Here is a 21,054-nt window from a genome sequence, read left to right as displayed (position 1 = left end):
CAAGCCGCAGCGGCGGTTTTATTCTCTTATAAAATATGCTGCCGCTTACTGGCAGCCAGCCGTGGCGGTGCAGGTTAGGACGTATGCTCCCGGTTCTCAGCCGTATCCGGCTTGCAGCCATAGCGGAACAGCCGTACGGCAAAGCCCGTTCGCTGTGCCAGATCCTGCTCCGAGAATGCCGGATTGAACAAAATATCCATCTTAAACACATCCAATATGCCAATGAATGATTTGGCATGAAGCCAGCTGTCTGTTACCCCATGCTCTTCAAGCATGGCCGCAATCATCCTGGTGTAGGCACTAATGAATGCATACATCGTATCCATCAGCTTCTGATCCCGGTTCGGCGTATGGAAGAAAAGCCTTGTGTAGTCCCTCACACTGTAGTAGTAGCCTAAATGGTGGGAGGCAATGACCTGCAGCTTATCTTCCAAAAAACCTGCCGCTTCAAGCTTCGGTCCAAGCTGCTCAAGGAAACGGTCAAAGTCCCGTTTGGTTACCGCTGTAAAGAGTTCTTCCTTGCTTGTAAAGTATAAATATAATGTCCCTTTGGCAATACCAGCCTCATCAGCAATTTCCGACATCTTCGTCTCATAAAAACCGCTCGATCCGAAGAGACGGAACGCCGCATCCAGAATCACTTCCAGCTTATCTCCATGCGCGGCGCTCACGCTCCATTCCCCCTCTTATCGTCCTTGCTTCGCTGCCGTCCCTCCTTCAGCCAAGCGCTGTTCACGACGGTGTTCACGATAGTAGGCAAGCTCATAGATCACCGGCAGGAATACGACCGTAAGGAGTGTAGAAGTAGTCAAGCCGCCCACGACAACGACCGCAAGACCTCGTGAGATCAGACCGCCTTCAGGTGTCGAGAATACCAGCGGCAGCAGAGCGGCAATCGTCGCAATAGCTGTCATGAGGATCGGCCGCAGACGTGTCTTGCCCGATTCTACCAATGCATCGCGAATGGTCATGCCGCCATCCCGATTCTGGTTGATTCTGTCCACCAGGACAATCGCGTTCGTGACGACAATGCCGATCAGCATCAGCAAACCGATCATCGCACTCATGGACAGCGGCTCTCGCGCGATCACAAGACCAAGCAGAGCGCCAATCGGCACAAACAGCAGCGAAGTCATAATAATAAACGGCACTCTTGCCGCACCAAAGAAAATTAACATGGTCAAGTATACCAGACCGACTGCAATAATCATAGCAATCCCAATGTCGATAAAGGTTTGAGCGGTCTCATCACTGCCGCCGCCTGATTCAAGGGATACGCCTTCAGGCAAATCAAGCTGCTTTACTGCCTCCGTCACCTCTTCTGTGACGTTTCGCACATCATTGCCCTGTACCAGGCCGCTGACACGCGCGAATACTCGTTCATCCAGCTTCTGAATCGAAGTGTAGACTTCACTCTTATCAACATCCGCTACATCGCCAAGGCGTACCGCTCCCTGCTGCCCATACAGCATAAGATTGACCAGTTCATCCTTGTTCTCAAGAGGTTCTTTGTACTGCAGCAGCAACTCTTGCGTCTCTCCGTCCAGCCTGTAGCTGCCTGCCTCTACCGGCTTCGTTCGGTCACTGATAACGCCGAGAACCTGGTATGGGCTTAGACCCGCCTTCTGCATCTGTTCCCGGTTCAGTGAAACGGACCACTCCATCTGCTTCTCCTGCATATTATTCGTTATATTCTTCAGGTCATCCCGCTCTCTCATAATGGCTTCCACCTGGGCAGCGGCCGTCTCAAGCTTATCCAGATCATCCGAGAACAAATCAATATCCACATTGTTATTGGTCGGCGGACCGCCCGAAGCCTGCTCGCTGACCGTCACAAGTGTTCCCGGCGCTTCCTCCTCCGTGATGCTGAGCATCGTCTGTTCTACGGACTGGATCTCTGTGTCTATATCGGCTCCCTCTCCAAGCTCGATATAATATACCGCACGGTTAGGAGCGCTGGCTCCGCTGGCATAATCATAGCCGCCGATCGATACAAACCGCTTGCTGTACCGGTCCTCCGCCTCGCTCAGCTGCTGTTCAATTAATGCCGACACCTCGCCCGTCCTCTCCAGAGTAGTGGAAGGGGGAAGCTCAACAGATGCGTTGATAATCTTCACCTTCTCATTCGGAAGAAAGACGAATCCCACATTACTGAATGCGTAAAGGATCCCCGAGCCGGCTAACAGCAGAATGGCTGCCCCAATCACAATAAGCTTACGGCGAAGCCCGAACCGGATCAGGCTTTCATACCATCGAACGTATAACGGCTCTCGGGTACTCTCCTGGAGCTTCAGGAATGACATGCGAGCCAGTACCGGCACAACTGTAACGGCAACGATAAGGGAGGCCAGCAGCGCAACCACGACAGTCAGCGCAAATGGCAGGAAGAATGCGCCTGTGATCCCGCCGACGAGGCCAAGAGGCAGGAATACAACTACCGTCGTAATGGTGGACGAGAGAATCGCATTGATCATTTCCTTCGTCCCGCTCTCCGTTATTAATGACCGGTCAGCATCCGGCTGCTGCCTCATTTTCCGGTATATGTTCTCAATTACGATAATACTGTCATCTACTACCCGGCCAACCGCCACCGCCATCCCTGCAAGGCTCATCACATTAAGTGTATAGCCCCACCACTTCAGGAATATAGCCGCGATCAGAAGAGACAGCGGAATAGACAGCACAGCGATGAGCGTTGCTCTGATATTTCGCAGGAAGACAAGAACAGTCAGGGCCGCGAACAGCGCACCGAACAGTCCTTTGGAGACCAGTTCGCTAATAGAGCTCTTGATCGTTTCCGACTGGTCGAAAATCATAACGTATTCGATCTTGTCGCTGTAACGCTCCAGAGCCGAGATCACTTCATCCGCGACTTCCACCGTGTTGGCATCCTGCTTCTTGTTAATGAGCATAGCCACAGCCGGATTGCCGTTATAGCGTGCAAGCTCCTCCCTCTCCTGCACAGCAGCGATATCAGCAATGTCTGACAGCTTCACTGTTTGCCCGGTCAACGGTGAAACAATCGACAAGCTCTCCAGTTCACTCAGCTTCTCCAGCCGCTGCTCAACATGAATTGGAACTATGACGGACTCTTCCGTAAGCGCTCCTGCCGGAAAGGAAAAGAATGAACCCGCAATCGCCTCCTGAATATTCTTCAGCATTATACCGCTGCTTGCCGCTGCTTTATTGTCCACGGTAACCTGAAGATACTGCTCCTCGGCGGCGGACAACGCAACCGAATTGACTCCGGCAATCTTCTGAAGCTCGGGTTTTAGCACTTCTGTAACCCAGCTTTCACCCGATGCTGAATCCTTGGCGAACAGTGCCAGGTTGAGCACTGGAATGGAAGAGAAGGAAAACCGGCTTACAGCGGGCTCCTGGACTTCCTCCGGCAGTTCAGCTGCACGAATACTGTCACTGACCTGCTGTGTGATCTGTTCCATATCCGCCCCAATCGGGAAGCTGAGCTGTATGCGTGACACGCTTTCGAGCGATTGACTGGTCATCGACTTAAGCCCCTCTGCCCCTTTCAGCGCATCCTCCAGGGGGGCGGTTACCCTGGCTTCAACATCTGCTGCAGATGCTCCAGGGTACACAGCGGTAACCGACAGCTGCGGAAACTCAATATCCGGCAGCAGATCTGATTTCAGGGACAGGAAGCTGTATACACCCCCACCGATCAGCAGCATGGCGATAATCATAACAGCCACCGCATTTTTCAAGCTGAACTTTGTCAAAAACGACATTAGGCTCTCCACTCCCATCTTGATCTCTTTGTCCTTACACAGCTTGTAGTATCAACCTTTCTCAATGACTGACCAGTTAGTCATTTTGAGTATAGATTTATTGTATAAGGTTTGTCAATGCTTATTTTGGGGACTGGCTGGAGTGTGTTAAGCCGTCCGGCAGCCAAAAAAACACGGCTTCCTTGTCCCGTGACATGGAAGCCGTATAATGCCGGTAACCTATAGTATTCTGCTCGCATGCAGCGGATCCCCTGCTTAGAACGAGGCCGCCAGCATGCCGATTCCCGCTCCAACCAGACCGGCGAGGCAGGATGAAGCAAAATTGACCACATCGTTGTTCATCCACTCGAAGCCGCGTATCTTGGCCGTAGCTGTCCGGCAGTGCAGCTGGCTCTCCGTCTCCAACCTGCATACACTGCACCGGTAAATAGCCTGGACAGAAGCACCGAGCAGGGAGTCCGCGACAGCTCCCGCAGTACCGGCAGCTGCCGCTGCAGCGGCAATCACAGCCGGATGCAGGTTATATGCGGCAGTTCCGCCGAGAGGCATAAGCAGGAACGCCACAATACCGATGAATAAGGCTCCAGCCACAGCAGCTGACGTTCCGAGCAGCGTTACAGCTCCGCTTGTACCTGGCTCGACCTCCCGCCAGCCCAGCAGCATTCGGGGCTTGGAACGGCTCAGCGCACCAATTTCAGTCGCCCACGTATCCGCATTGACAGCCGCCATAACACCTATAAATCCAAACACGAGCAGCGGATGCGGATATAGGGCATGCACGGCGCACAGCAGCAGTCCAAGTCCGCCGTTAGCCCAGACCTGTACGGCATCTCTGCCCCCGCTCTTAGCATACTTCGCTTCCGCCTTTGCCTTCCGTCTATGCTTCCGCTTCCACTTGGACCAGAACGTGCTGGAGAGGAAGAAGGCAATTAGCAGGCCAAACCATACGGGGCCTCCAAGCGTGACATAAGCTGTACCCATTACTGCAGCAGCCCACGCCCCTGATGCTGTCAGGGCGGCTTTGCGATATGCCGCATATCCGATCAGTCCGCTCCCAAGAAGCGCGCAAACGGCCAGCACAATTGGATCATCCAGTATTCCTCGCATCTCATACACCTGCCTTTGATAATTTGCTGCATTCTTCCCGACCAATTAATCAGCCAAAAAATGGAACAGCCCGGAGCGGACACTTGTCCGCTTCCGGGCTGCTGAATGGGATCATGTCGTCTTCTTGCGGAAGAAGGACAGAAAGCCCCGTCTGCGCGGCGGTATTTCCTCCTGAAAGGCCGCTTCCCAGCGGTTCGGGTAATTGGTACAAATCATGATATCCTGATCCATCCGGGCCAGCTCGCGCATTCTAGCCGGATTATTCACCGTCCATGCCATCACTTCAAGCCCCGCAGCCCGGAACTCCTTCATACGTGCCGTATTCAAGTTCTTATGTCCAATCGACAAGAAACCTGCATCCAGCCTCTTCAATTCCTCAATCAGTCCGGATGGCGCTCCGTCGATGATCAGACCGGTTGTGACATCCGGGGATAATTCACGGATCGCGCGCAGAGACAATCCGTCAAAAGAAGTAATGACAGAGTCCTCGGTGCGTCCCATCCGGTGCAGCAGCTCGACAACCGCCCGTTCCATGCCGGGATACCGGCCGCGGTATGTCTTCAGCTCAATATTAAGTCGGCATCTGCCTTCTGTGATACTCAGCACATCCTCAAGCCGGGGAATCGTCTCGCCTTCAAACATGGGATTGAACCAGCTTCCGGCGTCCATCGCGTTCAGGCTGTGTGCATCGAATGCCCCTACTCTTCCCCTCCGCCCGGTTGTCCGGCGCAGCTTCTCATCATGGATAACCACTGGAATACCATCGCTGCTCAGCTGCACATCAAGCTCAATCCAATCCACGAACGGATAAGCAATTGCTTTCTTCATTGCAGCCATCGTATTCTCCGGAGCGAGCCCTGATGCCCCCCGGTGTGCAACACACCTGATATTCATATGAGCCCTCTCCCCCTTATCATCACCCCGCCATGACAGTCATGGCGGTCTGTTTATTTAGCCGAAATCCGGCCGTTCTCGTCAATCGCAGCATTAAATGAAATCGACTCCACCCACTTCAGCAGCTTCCTCGCTTCTTCTCCTTCAAGCGGAGCGGGCTGTGAGTTCTCCGCCTTCATCGGATGGAGCTGCAGCTCGCAATGGCCCGAACGGCTGCACACTGCATCCAGAACACCTGTATCTCTCGTCTTGAGCGTATTCGTCATATTAAATATAAAATTACCCAGACTATAGGCAATCCACTTGCCCTTGTACTGCTCGAAGCCCTGAAGAACATGCGGATGGGAGCCAATCACAAGGTCTGCACCCGCATCAATGTAGTCGCGCGCTAGACGCTTCTGTGTATCTACCGGAAAATCCTTCTTCTCCTCGCCCCAATGGACCATGACGACGATCAAATCATGCTCAGCCCGTGCCCGCTTGATGGCCGCAACAGCCCTTGTAGAATCATAGCTCTCCGCTACCCCAGCACGGTTCTTGTCCGCCTTCCACTCTCCAACGGGAACAACACGTGTCACACCAAAATAAGCGATGCTGAGTCCTTTGGCCTCCAGTACAGCGGGTGCAAACGCCTCAGTATCATTGCGTCCCCCGCCCATGTTCGGCAGTCCTGCATCACGCAGATGGTCAATCGTGTCGAGAAGCCCCTCTACCCCTTGATCCAGGGTATGGTTATTGGCGAGACTGACAACGTCGAAGCCAGCATCAACCAGCGATGGCACCAGGTCAGGATGTCCCTTGAATACATACTGCTTATCTTCAGCGGGTACCCCCCGTGTCGTGATCGGGTTTTCCAGGTTGGCTGCTGTAAGATCGGGCTCCTGCAGGTAAGGCAGAGCCTTCTGATATGGATAATCCATACCTTTATTACGCATGAGCTTCTCGACCGATGCGGCGAGCAGAATATCGCCGACAAAAGCCAGGCGAACCTTGGTGCCATCATCCTCGACCTGGGGAGCTGAGACCTCCAAATCTGGAGAAGAGGTATCCTGTGCTGGCAATGCAGGCCCTGAATCGGTGCCGGACTCCCCATCGGCAGTTGATTCACTTGATTCACTGCCGTCACCCGTGCTGGCATTACCCGACAATGCTCCGTCCACAACCTTATCCTGCCCTGGGGGCACGCTTTGCTGATCATCAGCCGGTCCTTTGCCGGGAGGGTCATTCTGTTCCGCTTCCCCGCCGCTCTGGCCTGCGTTCCCTGCAGGATCTATACCTTGCTGGCCAGCTGTCTGGCCGGAAGCTTCTGCTTCCGTATTGCTGTTCCCAGAGCTGCCTAATCCGCCGCCGGTGGTGAGGAATACGGCCGCCATCACGAGAATTGCAGCCAGCATAATGCCATTCCATATCATGAGACGCTTGAAGCGTCTTGACCTCCGCTTGCGTTCACCGCTGCGGGCTTCTTGTCGTGACACATACATATGGGATAATAACTCCTTTAAGTTCATGATTAAAGATCGCTCTCCCATTATAGCAGGAAACACTTAATAGGCGTTAAGGCACCAAGAGAAACCTCAGGATATTTATAAAAAATTTAGCAAATGAAATACACTCCCGGTACCGTGCTTCCATTGTACAAACCAGGAAGCACAACCGGGAGTGCTGCTTTGCAAGCTATAGATAGATGCCAGTATTTCATTCACGGTGCTTTCTGTGTTGATATCTATCTGAGTCTATCAGCCTTTCAGTTCATCCAGTACAGAGAAAGCGGTATCGCGAGCCTGACGAATGCAGTCAGGCAGACCGACACCTTCAAAGGCAGCGCCAGTCGCCCACACGCCCGGCAGCTTCTCCGCGAGCCGTCCACGGAAAGCCTTGTACTGCTCAACATGGCCGACCGGATACTGGGGCATAGAATGACGCAGCCGCGTAATCTCTGTAAAGATAGGCTCCGCCTTGATATCGAGAATCGAACGAATGTCCTTCAGCACAGCTGCTGTAAGCTGCTCATCCGGGAGCTCAACCGCTGCTTCTTCGCCTGATCGGCCAACGTAGCAGCGCAGCAGCACCTTGTCATCTGGCGAGGTGTGCAGCCATTTGGTCGATGTCCAGGTACAGGCGGTAATAACCTTCCCCTCTGTTCTTGGTACAAGGAACCCAGACCCGTCAAAGGTCAGCCCGAATTCCTTCTTGTCAAAGGCCAGCACAACATTGGCAACGGAAACATAACGGATATCGTCGAGCTCCTCCGTATCCAGGTGAGGCTTCAGCAGCGGAGCAGCCGAGAAGGCTGGAGTCGTAATGATGACCGCATCCGCATCCAGGTGCACACCGTTATCCAGCTCCACCTGATACCGCGGAGCCCGCTGTCCTTCATCTGCAGATGACCCGCCCCGCTTGTGGATACGAACGGCCTTTCGCCCAAGCTGCAGATCGACATGCTTAAGCTGCTCCTCCAGTGCCTCGGTGACCGTCGCTAGACCGTTGCGGAAGGTCAGGAAGGTAATGTTCCGGTACTTAGCCGGTGTCCCTGCCGATGCTGAGGGAGATTTGCGGCTGGCTCTCATGCCGCGAATGAGGCTGCCATGCTTGCGTTCTGCCTCACGAAATTGCGGAAATGTAGCACGAAGGCTTATCTTATGAAGCTCTCCCGCATAGATGCCGGCCAGCAGCGGTTCCGCGATCTTCTCCACTACCTCGCCGCCCAGCCTGCGCTCAAGGAAGCCGCCAATCGATTCATCCTCATCGCCCTTTCGGGCGGGCATTACAAAATCCATTCCAGCCCTCAGCTTGGCCTTCGGGGACAAGAGCCCTGTCTTGACGAACGGCATGACTTCCGTTGGCACGCCAAGAACCAGTCCGGGCGGCATCGGATGCAGCTTGCCCCGGTTCAAGATATACGTCTTCTTGGCGGCCGGGTTGATGGGCACAAGCTCATCCTCCAGCCCTAAGTCCACGGCCAGGTCAATCATCGGCTGCTTACGGGCAAGGAAGGAGTCGGGGCCCTTCTCAATCACGAAGCCCTCCTTGCGGAGGGTGTTAATTTTCCCGCCTAATGAACCTGCCGGCTCAACAATCGTTACCTGCACCGTTCTTCCCTGCTCCTTGGCCTTGCGGGATAAATAAAAAGCGGAGCTCAGACCGCTGATCCCTCCGCCAATAATGACAACCTGATCAACATGCTCTGTTCCCCGCATAACACTAATCTCTCCCGTTCCTTGCTGCCATAACAGATTCAGCCAGTGCTTCCATGTAAAACGGATCTGTATTCAGCATTTCGATTCGTTCAAAATGTATACCAAGGTTCTTCGCGAATGCCTTGGCTTCAATATCCAGATCATACAGCACTTCAAGATGGTCGGATACAAAACCGATCGGCGCCGACAGGATATACTTGACGCCTTCTGTCTGCAGGCTCTGCATCGTATCCAGAATGTCCGGGCCAAGCCAAGGTTCATGCGTCCGCCCCGCGCTCTGCCAGGTGAACTGCCAATCGGAAACTCCTGCCGCTTCTGCTACCGCTTCCGATGTGGCCAGCAGCTGCTTGACGTAAGGATCGCCCATCTGCAAAATTCTCTCCGGAAGGCTGTGCGCGCTGAAGAGCACCTTCACGTCCGCCGGCCGCACCTCTTCACCGAACAGCTTCAAGGCGGTCTTCACACGGTCAGCCAGTGCCGCAATCAGCTTGGGATGCAGATGATACTCTTCGACAGAAGCAAGCTTCAGTCCCTTAGCTTCCGCGGTTTCCTTGGCACGCTTGATATAGCTGCCTACACTCATAATGGAATAATGCGGCGCCAGTACGATGCCAACCGCTTCACGGATTCCATCGGCTGCCATCTCTTCTACACCGTCTTCAATGAAAGGCTTGGCGTGCTTTAAGCCCTGATAGCATTTATATGTACCAGGCGCGAGCCTATCCAGTACTTCCTGCAGACCCTGCACCTGACGGTCCGTATTCTCCCTGAGCGGGAATACGCCGCCAACTATCGCTTCGTACCTCTCAGTCAGCTCTGCGAGCTGTTCGGGAGAAGGCGGATTACCCCGCCGGATGTGGGTATAATACGGTTCAATATCCTCCATGCTGACTGGTGTACCGTAAGACATGACCAGCACGCCAATCTTGCTGCTATTAGTTCCTGCCATGATCTGCAGCCCCCTTCCCAGTTGTCTGTTCTGCTATGGCCTGCTCCGAATAACGATGAATAAATTCGGTCAGCTGCCGCAGCTTATCCAGTGATGCTTCCGGATACAGGCCGTGCCCCAGATTGAACACATAGCCCGGCTGCTGGATGCCATAGTCGATAATCTTCTTCGCTTCCGCCTCAATCACTTCCATCGGAGCCTCAAGAAGCACGGGGTCCAGGTTGCCTTGAACGGCAAACCGGTTCTCAAGCCGTCTTCTACCTTCAGGAATGGAGACCCGCCAGTCGAGCCCGATCACATCCGCCTTCAGTCTGCCGAGCTTAGGCAGCAGTTCACCCGAGCTTACACCAGGAAAATAAATGTTCGGCTGCGGCAGATCGCTCAGCGATTCAAAGATACGGGAAATTGTCGGCAGCACGAAACGCTCGAAATCATCCGGAGCCAGTGCACCCACCCAGCTGTCGAACAGCTGGAAAGCCTTCCCGCCGGCCTGCATATGTGCCCGCAGATACGTAATGACCATGTCTCCGAGCTTGTCCATCAGCATGAACCAGACGTCAGGCTCTCCATACATCATGGCCTTGGTGCGCAGATAGTTCTTGGATGGCCTGCCCTCAATTAGATAGCTGGCAATTGTAAAAGGCGCACCCGCGAATGTTATCAGCGGAACCTCCAGCTCCTTGTCCAGAATACGGATCGTCTCCAGTATGTGAGGAAGATCGCCCTCCACATCAATCGGCTTCAGCCGCTCCACATCCGCTCTGGAGCGAATCGGGTTGGCAATAACCGGACCGATATTCTGCACGATATCAAAGTCGATGCCGATTGAACCCACCGGGTTCATAATGTCTGAATATAAAATGGCCGCATCCACACCGAGCTTGCGGATCGGCATCATTGTCACTTCAGCGGCTAGTTCAGGCTGCTTGCAGATCTCAAGCAGCGAATATTTTTCCTTGATCTTACGGTAGTCGGGATCATAACGACCCGCTTGGCGCATGTACCAGACGGGTACACGATCGACGCTTTCTTTCCGGCATGCCCGGATAAAACGGTCGTTATAGCTCATTCGCGCTCCCCATTTCTCTCTTTATACCTTCGTTACCATTATGCCCTTTTTGCAGTGGGCTAACAACCGCCGCCCGAAAAGTGTCTATGACAATACTTTGACAAATAAAACTAGCAGTGATAATAGTTATCACTGCTAGAGAGCTGTATTAAGATTTGCACGCTGCACCCAGCTTATCGGGCTCTGGAAGCAGATTGCTCAAGTCAGGCATATGCTCCAAAACGCCGCGGATATAGGGCTTATCCTCTACGGTCAGCGAGTAGTACACCCACTGCCCCCTCCGGCTCTCGGACACAAGGCCGTGGGATTTCAGCTTGCGCAGATGCTGGCTGATGCCCGGCTGCGACACGCCCAGAATGTCGACGAACTCGCAGACGCACAGATCCCGCGTCTTGAGCAGGGTCAGGATGGTCAGGCGGGTCTTGTCGCCGAGCATCTTCAGTTTATCTGCAATATCGTTTAATTGTTCCATTCGCCTAACACCTCCACCTCTGTCCACCGGGCAGGCTTGCAGCGGATCGCTTAGCTGCCCTGCGCAGGATACAGCAGCTCAAGCGCCTCCCGCTGCTTGGGCTTCACGTTCAGCACCGGCCTTCTGCTCTTGGCCTGCTGCTCCGCTTCCTCCAGCGAACGGCTGAGCCCCAGCTTCAGCAGGGTTCCGACCGCTACCGCTCCCGTTCTACCCTTGCCGCCGCCGCAGTGAAAGCCGACCTTCTCGCCTCTGTTATAGGCATCGATTACCTGATCGATTGCGGTCTTCAGCTCCTCGGCCTGCACCTCAGCTGCCTCATCGCTTAAGCCTGCTTTTATCCACTTTACGTCATCCGACGGATAAGCGCAACCTGCCGCCTCCTCACGCAGATCGACAATCACGCTTACCCCTTCGCGCTTCACCATATCTTCTACATCCTTGGCTCCGCCCATGTAAATGCGGTTGTCGACCAGGCTGTCATAGGAACGTTCTGAACTCATGAAGCTGTCTCCCCTCTTGGCCGGCAGATATAACATCCTTCCGCATATACTGCCCGGCTTCTTCTTTACTTGCCTTCCTTAACAAACGTCTCAATTCGCGACTTAATGGAATCCCGCACCTGCCGGAACTGGGTCATTATTTCCTCTTCCGTGCCTGTCGCCTTCGCCGGATCATCGAAGCCCCAGTGCCATTTTACAACATCCTTATTGGTAATTACCGGACAATGCTCATCCGCGTGGCCGCACAGGGTAATGACGTAATCTGCGCGGTTCAGCAGCTCAGGGTTAATCACATCCGAGCTGTTGCCGCTGATGTCCACGCCCGCTTCCTTCATCACTTGTACGGCTCTTGGGTTAAGACCGTGTGCTTCAAGGCCCGCACTCTTCACTTCGTATTGATCACCGCCAAGCTCATTCAGGAAGCCGTCCGCTATCTGGCTTCTGCAGGAGTTGCCTGTACACAGGAAATAGACAAGTTTCTTGGTCATTGTAAAATTCCTCTCTTCTATTAGTATTGTGAAATGCTAACAACGCTGTATCTATTCTTTACTACGCAACGATTAGCAGCCAGAAGTATAATCCGGCTAATGTGATGACCAGGGTCGGAACCGTCAGCACAATGCCAATCTTGAAATAGTAGCCCCAGCTGATCTTAACGCCCTTGCGCGACAGAACATGCAGCCACAGCAGCGTGGCCAGCGAGCCGATTGGCGTAATCTTCGGACCCAAATCCGAGCCGATCACATTCGCATAGATCAATGCCTCGCGGATCACACCGCTTGTATTAGTCGAATCGATTGCCAGCGCATCTATCATAACCGTCGGCATATTGTTCATAACCGAGGACAGGATGGCCGCTATAAAGCCCATTCCCATCGCAGCCGCAAACAACCCTTGATCAGCAACCGCCTGGATCAGTTCGCCCAGCATGTCGGTCAACCCGACATTGCGGAGTCCGTAGACGACAACGTACATGCCAATTGAGAACACAACAACCGCCCAAGGGGCTCCCTTGATCATCTCCCAGGTCTGAACCGCCGGACTGAGTCTGGCAAACCAAATAAAGACCAGGGCAACAACCCCCGCTATGATGGACACCGGTACATTGATGAACTCGCTGGCCAGGTAGGCAGCCAGCAGCACACCCAGGATCAGCCAGGACAGCTTGAACAGTCTTGGATCACGGATGGCTTCAGCCGGCTTCTTCAAGGAAGCCGCATCGTAATCCGCCGGTATGTCCTTGCGGAAAAACAGGTACAGCACCGCGAGGCTCGCCAGAATCGAGAACAGATTGGGAACGACCATCCGGCTCGCATATTCCACGAAGCCGATGCCGAAGTAGTCAGCAGAGACGATGTTCACCAGATTGCTTACGATAAGCGGCAGTGATGCGGTGTCCGCAATGAAGCCGCTCGCCATAATGAAAGGCAGAATCATCCGTTCCCGGAAATTCAGCGCCCGCACCATCGCCAGAACAATCGGCGTCAGGATCAGCGCAGCCCCGTCATTGGCGAACAATGCAGCTACTGCGGCACCAAGCAGCACCACGTATGTAAACATCCGCCGGCCGCTGCCTCCCGCGAGCCTTGCCATATGCAGAGCCGCCCACTCGAAGAATCCAATCTCATCGAGAATAAGCGATATAAGTATGACGGCTACGAAGGCAAGTGTGGCGTTCCAGACGATGCCCGTTACCGTGCCCACATCCTGCAGCGATACGACCCCGAACAGAAGGGCAAGCACAGCTCCCGCAGAAGCGGACCAGCCGATATTCAACCCCCTCGGCTGCCAGATGACAAATGTCAGTGTCACCACGAAAATTATAATGGCTAAAGCAGTCATGTTTCCCTCCAAATTCACCATGCGGCATGCATGTCTCCTATGTTTGTGTTCGGCCATAACACTATGTAAGCATATAATTATTCGCTAATATTGTAAAGCTATTTTTATCTCTTAGAGATCCTCGCTAAGTTCATCTATCCCATCCTCATATAGATCAATATAGAGATGCCCCTGTCTGTCGCACTGGGCCAGGTAAACGTCTTCAACCCGGATATCTCTCTCCTTCAGCTTCGTCAGCACCCACTTCCGGCTAAACCCGGTGAACGACAGCGTGGAGTCCATGATTTTACCGTCCAGTATGATCTCGAAAGCAAGGCCCTCTGACTCAGCTTCCAGCCCTAGGTCTCTCACGGTGACAGGCCGATTCTCCCGCTTCAGCATAACATTGAATTTACCGCTTGGCTCTATAACGGCAAAATCCACCTCCCGAGTATGGAAAATATCCTTGTTCCGCAGCAGCGACACCAGCTCTTCATTCGTAATTCTTTCCTTGCGCAGGTTACCCTCCAGAATCTTGCCTTCCCTGATCAGCACAGTTGGCGTACTCTCTACGATCATGCGCATCTTCCTGCTCTTGATCTGCATATATTCCAAGGCAAGCGGGATGGAGCCCCAAACAACCAGGGAGACAAGCCCAAGGTACCAATCCTTGCCAATCTCCAAGGACACATTTCCCGCCAAATCGCCTATTGTAATTCCGATTATGTATTCAAAGAAGGTCATTTGCGAGATCTGCCTTTTGCCCAGAATTCTTGTTAGTACAAACATGAAGACAAGCGCTATTAACGATTGAATGATGACTTTACCCCAGATTGGCATCGCCGGCTGTCCCTCCTCGATGTGCTAATTGTTAGCTTGCCCAGCAGGTACAATTTCATGAACGGCCAATCCTTGGGTAATGGCATATGAGAAGATCACAGGCCGGAGTGGTATACTGGTATAACTAGAGAGAGAAAGGCAGGTGCGGCACGATGGAACAATGGAAAATCAATCTGCTCGTGCTGTGGATTGGACAGTTTCTGGTGCTTGCCGGGATGACGATGATCATCCCTTTTTTGTCCCTGTACCTTCAGCAGGATTTCGGTCTCACTGACGAGCATGAAATTGCGACCTGGGCGGGAATTATTTTTGCGGGGAATTTTGTGACTTCATTTTTGTTTCAACCGCTGTGGGGAAAGCTGGCTGACCGTTACGGCCGGAAAATCATGCTGCTTCGATCGGGCTTTGGCATGGCAGCTGTCATGGTGCTGATGGGCTTCGCCCAGCTGCCCTGGCATCTGCTGGCGCTTCGGATGCTGAACGGCACTATCTCGGGCTTCAGCCCAGCCTCGGTCGCGCTGGTATCGGCCACCACACCGAAGGATAAGATGGGCTTTGCCATGGGTATGGTCCAGTCGGGTGCCATCGCCGGTACGATCATGGGACCGTTCATCGGAGGCCTGCTCGCCGATGCAGTAGGCTTCAGGCCTATCTTCTATATTACCGGCACCCTGCTGTTCCTCGCGTCGCTCTCAGCGATGCTTCTGGTGAAGGAGAATTTCGACCGGGCCAAGGCGAAGGCAGCCCCACAGATTTCCGTGCTGCAAGGCTTTAAAGAAATTAGCCACATTCCACAGCTGACTGCCTTGTTCGCTGTAACATTCATGATTCAGTTTGCGTTGATGAGCCCGATGCCGCTCATTCCGCTGTATGTGCAGCACCTGCACGGCACGGCTGAAAATCTGGCCTTCTGGGCCGGTTTTGTCGGTTCGGTAACCGGCCTGTCCAACATGATCGCCTCTCCGCTGCTTGGCCGGATCAGCGACCGCATCGGCGCTCAGAAGGTGCTGGGTGTCAGCCTGATCGGTGCGGCAATCATGTTCATCCCCCAAGCCTTTGTCGGTGAAGTGTGGCAGCTGCTTATAGTCCGTTTCGCGCTTGGCATCTTTCTGGGAGGACTTATCCCAAGCGTAAATGCCCTTATCCGGCGGTATACGCCAGACGGCATGGAAAGCCGTTCCTACAGCTTCAACAGCAGCACGCTTAGTCTCGGCAATGTTGTCGGGCCGATTGTCGGCGGCCTTATCTCCGGCTGGATCGGCATAGAAGGCGTCTTCCTGGTTGCTGCTGTTCTGCTGTTCATCAACGCCCTATGGGTAAGAGCCGTCGTAATCGGCAAGAAGGAGCTGTCCCCGAGGTCCTGACAGACCCCGGAGCAGCTCCTTCTGCTCTTAACTTAACCCTTGACAACAGCCAGCGCAAGACCGTCATAGGCCGGAAGTATGGTGCTGTCCAGCCGTTCATCCGCTGCAATCCGTTCATTGAACATACGCATGGCGCGCACGGAAGGCCCCTGCTTTTCCGGATTGCTGATGCGTCCTTTAAGAAACACATTATCCGCTGCAATAATAGCACCGGGAAGCGCAAGCTTCATGCACCATTCCAGATAATCCGGGTAACCCTCCTTATCCGCATCGATGAAGAAGAAATCATACCGCTTGCCGTCCCCGGCGAGCTCCGCCAGACTGTCCCTAGCGTCACCGATCAGGTAATTCACCTTCCCGCCAAGGCCTGCCGCGGTCATGTGTGCGTAGGCCACATCGACATATTCATGACGAACCTCCAGAGAGGTCAGCATGCCTCCCTCGCCCAGTCCTCGCGCAAGACAGATTCCGCTGTAGCCGCCAAGCGCCCCAATCTCCAATATGCTGCTTGCCCCTGACGCCCGGACAAGCAGGGTCAACAGCTTTCCATATGCCGGCGCGACCGAGATCGCCGGCATGCCTGCTGCCCGGATGCCTTCCTCCGCGCGCTGCAGGTCGGCATCGGGCGGGTACAGGCTTTCCGCGTAATGCTCCGCATTATGCACGGGTTATCCACTCCTTCGTTTGTCATTTCCTCCTGATTTGTCCTATACTAGATTGTAACTTTTCAAGGCTGCGGATACAACCGCGCCTTAATTCGACTGGGAAGCGGTGCGATTGCAATGATGAAGACAATTGAACTGATCGCCACATCACCGATGGGGCTTGAAGCTATAGTTGCCCGGGAGCTGCGCGATCTCGGGTATGAGCATGTTACCGTAGACAACGGCCGTGTCACATTCCGCGGCACCCCGGCCGACATCAGCCGCGCCAACCTTTGGCTGCGGACAGCAGACCGTGTCCTCGTCAAGATGGGTGAATTTGATGCCCTCACCTTCGACGAGCTGTTTGAAGGAACCAAGGCGCTGGATTGGCCGGACTGGATACCCGGCGATGCCGAATTCCCTGTGGAGGGCCGTTCGCATAAATCCCAGCTGTCGAGCGTGCCCGCCTGTCAGGGCATCGTCAAGAAAGCCGTTGTGGAGAAGATGAAGCAGCGCTACAAGACCGAATGGTTTCCGGAAGACGGGGCGCGTTACGTGATTGAGGTGTCACTCCTCAAGGACAGGGCGACACTGACACTCGATACGACAGGACCCGGCCTGCATAAGCGCGGCTACCGGAAGCTCGTAACGGAAGCGCCGCTCAAGGAGACGATGGCAGCGGCGATCATCATGATCAGCCGCTGGCGTCCGCACAGACCGCTGTACGATCCGTTCTGCGGCTCTGGCACCTTCCCTGTAGAAGCCGCCATGATCGGCTGGAACATCGCTCCAGGCCTGCGGAGAAGCTTCAACAGCGAGCTGTGGCCTATCATTGGCGAGCAGGCTTGGGAGCAGGCACGCGAAGAAGCTTATGATTTGGTGAAGGATGATATCCCGCTTGAGATCGGCGGCTCGGATATTGACCCCAAAGCGATTGAGGTCGCTGAAGCCTCCGCCAAGAAGGCCGGCTTCGCCAAAGAGCTCAAGTTCCATACGCTGCCTGTATCGCAGGTTAAGCTCGACAGCGATTACGGCTGCATCGTAACCAACCCGCCGTACGGCGAGCGGCTTGGAGATGAACGGGAAGCAGAGAAGACTGTCCGCTCTCTTGGGTTTACAGCCTCTGTACTGTCCACCTGGTCCGTCTTCGCCCTCAGTCCCGCCCGCTCCTTTGAGCACTATTACGGGAAGCCGGCCGACAAGAAGCGCAAGCTTTTTAACGGGCGGATTGAGTGCAATCTGTATCAATATCTGGGGCCCTTGCCCCCGCTTCCGAAGCAGGACGAGTCTCTCTAGACTCCCCTCGCGGACAGGTTCTTCCGGCGTTTATAAAACAACAGCCCATGGTGCATGATAACCGAACCGGGTTGTTGCGATATTGTAAACCAGGAAGGGACCACCGCTTATGCTGACGATGCTCATTTCTCCCGCACGCCAGGGTATCCGCTTCCTGTTCCGCTTCATGGAACGGGCTTATGCGCTGGACGTGCTGCTTTTTTTTGTGCTGATGCTCGCCAAGCTCTACCTGTTCGACCGCATGGTCCATGTACGGAATATGATGATGACGCCAACCGATGCCCTGGTTGCTGCAGCCACCCTTGCACTGCTCTGCTTCTGGACCGTTTGGCTGCCTTTCAGGGCCCGGCTGGCTGCGCTGACTGCACTCAACGTTCTGCTGACGATTGTATTGTATGCCGACCTCGTCTATTTCCGGTATTTCCAGGATCTTATATCGGTACCGGTTCTGCTTCAGGCTGGACAGCTTGGGGCGCTTGGCGAGAGCATCGGCGCCCTGCTGGATGTGCGCGATCTGCTGTACGCGGCAGATTGGCTGATTCTGATTCCGCTGACGCTGTACGCCGTATTCAAGAGAGACCGCTCGCCGGAAGGCCGGAGAATACGGCCAAAACGCTTAACAAGCGGCTTCCGGCCGCTTCGTTATGCCGCAGGAATCCTGCTGCTGACCGCAGGGATTACGTTCATCCATGTACCCGTCACCAAGGCTAAGAATACCTGGGCACAAGGGTTATTTACCGGCAACTGGTGGAACCTGTCCTTATACAATGTTACAGGTCTCTACGGTTTTCACGGATATGACACCTACCGCTTCATTACGCAGCAGTGGCTTGGCGGCAGGAGGCTGACAGATGAGGAAGCGGCGGCTTCAGCAGGCTGGTTCGAGGAACGCGGACTGCAGCGCAAGGCTGCCCAGCAGGACAAGCTCTTCGGCGCTTATAAAGGCCGCAATGTCATCATGGTACAGGGAGAAGCCCTGCAGAGCTTTGTGATTAACCATACGATCGAGGGCCGCGAGATTACGCCAAACCTGAACCGGCTGCTGAAGGAAAGCTGGTATTTCAACCGTTTCTACCATCAGGTAGCCCAGGGCCGTACTTCGGATGCCGACTTTGCCGCCCAATGCTCGCAGCATCCGCTGCAGAGCGGCTCGGTATTTTTCCGGCATGCAGACCATACCTTCGACTGTCTGCCGCAAACACTGCGAAATGCCGGGTATGGCACATCGGTCTACCACGCTTACGATGCCGGCTTCTGGAATCGCAACACCGTATACCGGAATATGGGCTATGACACGTTCTACAGCAAGAAGCATTACGAGATCGATGAGCCGCTCGGCTGGTCGCTTGGTGACCGCTCCTTCTTCCGTCAATCCGCCGAATGGATTGCGGGGCAGCAGCAGCCCTTCTATTCGTTCCTAATCACGCTCTCTAGCCATCACCCGTACAAGCTGCCCGCCGGTTATGAGAAGCTGGACGTTGGAGCCTACCGGAACACGCTCTTCGGTGACTACCTGCAGGCCATCCACTATCTTGACTCGGCACTGGGCCAGTTCATTGATTCGCTTAAGCAGAGAGGGCTATGGGACAGTTCCATCTTCATCTTCTATGGCGATCACGACAATTCGATCCGGGACTGGTCCAAATTCGAGAAGGTCATCGGACGCAAGCTGAACGAGGTGGACCGGTATCAGACACTGAAGCAGGTTCCGCTTGTTATCCATCTCCCCGATGGTGCCAAAGCCGGGACAGTAAGCCCGGAGATTGGCGGCCAGATTGATATCGCGCCTTCCATCCTGCATCTGCTCGGCATCGACAGCAGCAGCTTGGCGATGGCAGGGCGCCCGCTAACGACAGAAGAGCAGGCTTCCGGCCGAATGGTCGTGTTTCGAAGCGGAGCGTTCACAGATGGACGAATCTTCTACTTGCCGGCAGGCAGCAGTACCGTGCAGGGCTGCTTCCGGGCAGACAGCGGCGAGCCGCTGCCTACTGAGGATTGTAAAGAAGGACGCAAGGCCGCCGCTGATGAAATTACCCATTCCATGAATGTGGTAGAAGGTAACCTGCTGAAACGTATTCGAAGAGCGGATTAGCAATTTTGTTGAAGAACAAGGAATAAGAACAAGGGCTCTCTCCTGCCGGATTAATGTCCAGCCTGGAGAGAGCCCTTCGCTCAATCTAACTCGGTTAAGGTTTCTTGATAAATTGCTTAGCCTTCTCAATAACTTCGTCCTCGGTCGGTGCCTTCAAGTAGCGGCCGTTAATAAAAACAAACGCGTATTTGGCACAGGGACCGCAGTACGACTTGCAGCCAACCTTAATCTCGGCATCAGGCGCAAGCTTCTGCAGCTTGGGCAGAGCCGTCTTTACACGCATATGCTTGCATTTGTCACAAATTCGGATGTCGTTAGCCATAATTCCCCTTCATTCCGGCACGGCCGGCCTGCCGACCCTTATGATCAGTGGTCTCCGTGGTTGCCTTTGGTCGGATTCGTAATCGCGAAGCCTTCCTTCGGTACGTAAAAGTAGTCAATACGAACACCGTCGAGCATATCCTCACCCTTGGCAAGGAGCACGTCAATCCCTTTATCGGTAGAGACGATCTCATCGCCTTCCTTCGCATCATCAAGCGTCATGCCATAGTGGGCATGGTCGCCATGGGAATGCGTAATGTACACTCTCAGCTTCTTGCCCTCATTCTCAGGCTTGTTCAATTCTTCAAGCAGCACCTTGGCCGCGTTGCGTGAAATTTTGCATCTCATAACCTGTTCCAGCTCCTTCGTCAGCACCATTCATTAGAGAACACTGCACCATCATCAATAAGTAAATCTTCTTCATTGTAATGAATTGGCACCCGAAGTTCAACTGCCGCCTGGGACATTCGGATATTTCGATTCGGCGCGCCGGGTAAACCATTCCGCAGCGAACATAGTCACAGCAATATCATCCACAGGGACAAATGGCATAACATCAGGCAGAACCCAATATAACGCCACAGGCAGCAGAAACAGCAGCTTGTCCGCCGGCTTCACCAGCGGTGAGCGAATCAACCGGTAAATACGCACAAATACATGCTTCCAATGGCGCAAAGAGAGCAGTGACCGTTTACGTGCCATCCTCATCCCTCCTTTGCGCCATTATAGCATAAGCGCCCGC

Annotated in this window: 20 protein-coding genes; 3 read left to right on the top strand and 17 right to left on the bottom strand. The window is 54.1% G+C overall.

What is annotated here, in order from left to right:
* Positions 1 to 74: 74 nt before the first annotated feature.
* The 13 genes from DNH61_RS26980 to DNH61_RS10850 all read right to left on the bottom strand — a co-directional run bounded on the left by DNH61_RS26980 (position 75) and on the right by DNH61_RS10850 (position 14,595).
* On the bottom strand, positions 75 to 671 hold the full coding sequence (locus DNH61_RS26980; protein ID WP_111146685.1) for a TetR/AcrR family transcriptional regulator: 597 nt from the start codon (positions 669 to 671) through the stop codon (positions 75 to 77).
* A 15-nt stretch (positions 672 to 686) separates the two neighbouring features.
* Positions 687 to 3,746, bottom strand: coding sequence for an efflux RND transporter permease subunit (locus DNH61_RS10905; protein WP_111146684.1), 3,060 nt, complete (start codon positions 3,744 to 3,746; stop codon positions 687 to 689).
* Between the two features lie 255 nt (positions 3,747 to 4,001).
* Positions 4,002 to 4,853 (bottom strand): DUF92 domain-containing protein, encoded by an 852-nt coding sequence (locus DNH61_RS10900; protein ID WP_111146683.1) that lies wholly within the window; start codon positions 4,851 to 4,853, stop codon positions 4,002 to 4,004.
* 111 nt (positions 4,854 to 4,964) lie between these two features.
* Complete coding sequence (locus DNH61_RS10895; protein ID WP_111146682.1) at positions 4,965 to 5,747, bottom strand: glycerophosphodiester phosphodiesterase; 783 nt, start codon at positions 5,745 to 5,747, stop codon at positions 4,965 to 4,967.
* A 53-nt stretch (positions 5,748 to 5,800) separates the two neighbouring features.
* Complete coding sequence (locus tag DNH61_RS10890; RefSeq protein WP_111146681.1) at positions 5,801 to 7,228, bottom strand: CapA family protein; 1,428 nt, start codon at positions 7,226 to 7,228, stop codon at positions 5,801 to 5,803.
* 255 nt (positions 7,229 to 7,483) lie between these two features.
* Positions 7,484 to 8,944 carry a protoporphyrinogen oxidase gene (gene hemG, locus DNH61_RS10885; protein WP_111146680.1) on the bottom strand — a complete coding sequence of 487 codons (1,461 nt, stop codon included), beginning with the start codon at positions 8,942 to 8,944 and terminating at the stop codon, positions 7,484 to 7,486.
* A gap of 4 nt (positions 8,945 to 8,948) precedes the next feature.
* Positions 8,949 to 9,893, bottom strand: coding sequence for a ferrochelatase (gene hemH / locus DNH61_RS10880; protein ID WP_111146679.1), 945 nt, complete (start codon positions 9,891 to 9,893; stop codon positions 8,949 to 8,951).
* Positions 9,880 to 10,962, bottom strand: a complete 1,083-nt coding sequence (hemE, locus tag DNH61_RS10875) for a uroporphyrinogen decarboxylase (RefSeq protein WP_111146678.1) — start codon at positions 10,960 to 10,962, stop codon at positions 9,880 to 9,882. The genes hemH and hemE overlap by 14 nt, the downstream gene beginning before the upstream one ends.
* Before the next feature lie 148 nt (positions 10,963 to 11,110).
* Positions 11,111 to 11,434: an ArsR/SmtB family transcription factor gene (locus DNH61_RS10870; RefSeq protein ID WP_111146677.1), complete on the bottom strand. Its 324-nt coding sequence runs from the start codon at positions 11,432 to 11,434 to the stop codon at positions 11,111 to 11,113.
* Between the two features lie 50 nt (positions 11,435 to 11,484).
* Positions 11,485 to 11,934, bottom strand: coding sequence for a protein-tyrosine phosphatase family protein (locus tag DNH61_RS10865; protein ID WP_111146676.1), 450 nt, complete (start codon positions 11,932 to 11,934; stop codon positions 11,485 to 11,487).
* Positions 11,935 to 11,999: 65 nt separating this feature from the next.
* Entirely contained in the window at positions 12,000 to 12,422 is a 423-nt protein-coding gene (gene arsC, locus DNH61_RS10860; RefSeq protein WP_111146675.1) for an arsenate reductase (thioredoxin), read from the bottom strand.
* Positions 12,423 to 12,483: 61 nt separating this feature from the next.
* Positions 12,484 to 13,776: an arsenic transporter gene (locus tag DNH61_RS10855; protein ID WP_111146777.1), complete on the bottom strand. Its 1,293-nt coding sequence runs from the start codon at positions 13,774 to 13,776 to the stop codon at positions 12,484 to 12,486.
* A 111-nt stretch (positions 13,777 to 13,887) separates the two neighbouring features.
* Complete coding sequence (locus DNH61_RS10850; protein WP_111146674.1) at positions 13,888 to 14,595, bottom strand: DUF421 domain-containing protein; 708 nt, start codon at positions 14,593 to 14,595, stop codon at positions 13,888 to 13,890.
* Positions 14,596 to 14,747: 152 nt separating this feature from the next.
* On the opposite strand from DNH61_RS10850, the gene DNH61_RS10845 reads away from it, so the two are divergent.
* Positions 14,748 to 15,959, top strand: a complete 1,212-nt coding sequence (locus DNH61_RS10845; protein ID WP_111146673.1) for an MFS transporter — start codon at positions 14,748 to 14,750, stop codon at positions 15,957 to 15,959.
* 32 nt (positions 15,960 to 15,991) lie between these two features.
* On the opposite strand, the gene DNH61_RS10840 is transcribed toward DNH61_RS10845, so the two are convergent.
* A complete protein-coding gene (locus DNH61_RS10840) occupies positions 15,992 to 16,624 on the bottom strand; it encodes an O-methyltransferase (RefSeq protein WP_111146672.1) in 633 nt (210 codons plus the stop codon).
* A 120-nt stretch (positions 16,625 to 16,744) separates the two neighbouring features.
* Between DNH61_RS10840 and DNH61_RS10835 the strand changes: the two genes are divergently transcribed.
* Both DNH61_RS10835 and DNH61_RS10830 read left to right on the top strand, forming a co-directional pair.
* Complete coding sequence (locus DNH61_RS10835; protein WP_111146776.1) at positions 16,745 to 17,899, top strand: THUMP domain-containing class I SAM-dependent RNA methyltransferase; 1,155 nt, start codon at positions 16,745 to 16,747, stop codon at positions 17,897 to 17,899.
* Positions 17,900 to 18,008: 109 nt separating this feature from the next.
* A complete protein-coding gene (locus DNH61_RS10830) occupies positions 18,009 to 19,991 on the top strand; it encodes an LTA synthase family protein (protein ID WP_111146671.1) in 1,983 nt (660 codons plus the stop codon).
* Between the two features lie 94 nt (positions 19,992 to 20,085).
* On the opposite strand, the gene DNH61_RS10825 is transcribed toward DNH61_RS10830, so the two are convergent.
* The 3 genes from DNH61_RS10825 to DNH61_RS10815 form a co-directional block, all read right to left on the bottom strand.
* Positions 20,086 to 20,313, bottom strand: coding sequence for a YuzB family protein (locus DNH61_RS10825; protein WP_111146670.1), 228 nt, complete (start codon positions 20,311 to 20,313; stop codon positions 20,086 to 20,088).
* A 44-nt stretch (positions 20,314 to 20,357) separates the two neighbouring features.
* Positions 20,358 to 20,660 carry an iron-sulfur cluster assembly accessory protein gene (locus tag DNH61_RS10820; RefSeq protein WP_111146775.1) on the bottom strand — a complete coding sequence of 101 codons (303 nt, stop codon included), beginning with the start codon at positions 20,658 to 20,660 and terminating at the stop codon, positions 20,358 to 20,360.
* 99 nt (positions 20,661 to 20,759) lie between these two features.
* Complete coding sequence (locus DNH61_RS10815) at positions 20,760 to 21,014, bottom strand: hypothetical protein (protein WP_111146669.1); 255 nt, start codon at positions 21,012 to 21,014, stop codon at positions 20,760 to 20,762.
* Between the last annotated feature and the right edge of the window lie 40 nt (positions 21,015 to 21,054).

This window comes from Paenibacillus sambharensis (assembly GCF_003233845.1).
In the GTDB taxonomy this organism is placed as follows: Bacteria; Bacillota; Bacilli; order Paenibacillales; family Paenibacillaceae; genus Paenibacillus_I; species Paenibacillus_I sambharensis.
Note: the sequence above shows the minus strand (reverse complement) of the source record. Positions and strands in the feature narration are given on the sequence as shown.

Coding starts and splice junctions, on each gene's coding strand:
- DNH61_RS10905 (WP_111146684.1), bottom strand. CDS start 3,746: ATGTCGTTTTTGACAAAGTTCAGCTTGAAAAATGCGGTGGCTGTTATG.
- DNH61_RS10900 (WP_111146683.1), bottom strand. CDS start 4,853: ATGCGAGGAATACTGGATGATCCAATTGTGCTGGCCGTTTGCGCGCTT.
- DNH61_RS10895 (WP_111146682.1), bottom strand. CDS start 5,747: ATGAATATCAGGTGTGTTGCACACCGGGGGGCATCAGGGCTCGCTCCG.
- DNH61_RS10890 (WP_111146681.1), bottom strand. CDS start 7,228: ATGTATGTGTCACGACAAGAAGCCCGCAGCGGTGAACGCAAGCGGAGG.
- hemG (WP_111146680.1), bottom strand. CDS start 8,944: ATGCGGGGAACAGAGCATGTTGATCAGGTTGTCATTATTGGCGGAGGG.
- hemH (WP_111146679.1), bottom strand. CDS start 9,893: ATGGCAGGAACTAATAGCAGCAAGATTGGCGTGCTGGTCATGTCTTAC.
- hemE (WP_111146678.1), bottom strand. CDS start 10,962: ATGAGCTATAACGACCGTTTTATCCGGGCATGCCGGAAAGAAAGCGTC.
- DNH61_RS10870 (WP_111146677.1), bottom strand. CDS start 11,434: ATGGAACAATTAAACGATATTGCAGATAAACTGAAGATGCTCGGCGAC.
- DNH61_RS10865 (WP_111146676.1), bottom strand. CDS start 11,934: ATGAGTTCAGAACGTTCCTATGACAGCCTGGTCGACAACCGCATTTAC.
- arsC (WP_111146675.1), bottom strand. CDS start 12,422: ATGACCAAGAAACTTGTCTATTTCCTGTGTACAGGCAACTCCTGCAGA.
- DNH61_RS10855 (WP_111146777.1), bottom strand. CDS start 13,776: ATGACTGCTTTAGCCATTATAATTTTCGTGGTGACACTGACATTTGTC.
- DNH61_RS10850 (WP_111146674.1), bottom strand. CDS start 14,595: ATGCCAATCTGGGGTAAAGTCATCATTCAATCGTTAATAGCGCTTGTC.
- DNH61_RS10845 (WP_111146673.1), top strand. CDS start 14,748: ATGGAACAATGGAAAATCAATCTGCTCGTGCTGTGGATTGGACAGTTT.
- DNH61_RS10835 (WP_111146776.1), top strand. CDS start 16,745: ATGAAGACAATTGAACTGATCGCCACATCACCGATGGGGCTTGAAGCT.
- DNH61_RS10830 (WP_111146671.1), top strand. CDS start 18,009: ATGCTGACGATGCTCATTTCTCCCGCACGCCAGGGTATCCGCTTCCTG.
- DNH61_RS10825 (WP_111146670.1), bottom strand. CDS start 20,313: ATGGCTAACGACATCCGAATTTGTGACAAATGCAAGCATATGCGTGTA.
- DNH61_RS10820 (WP_111146775.1), bottom strand. CDS start 20,660: ATGAGATGCAAAATTTCACGCAACGCGGCCAAGGTGCTGCTTGAAGAA.
- DNH61_RS10815 (WP_111146669.1), bottom strand. CDS start 21,014: ATGGCACGTAAACGGTCACTGCTCTCTTTGCGCCATTGGAAGCATGTA.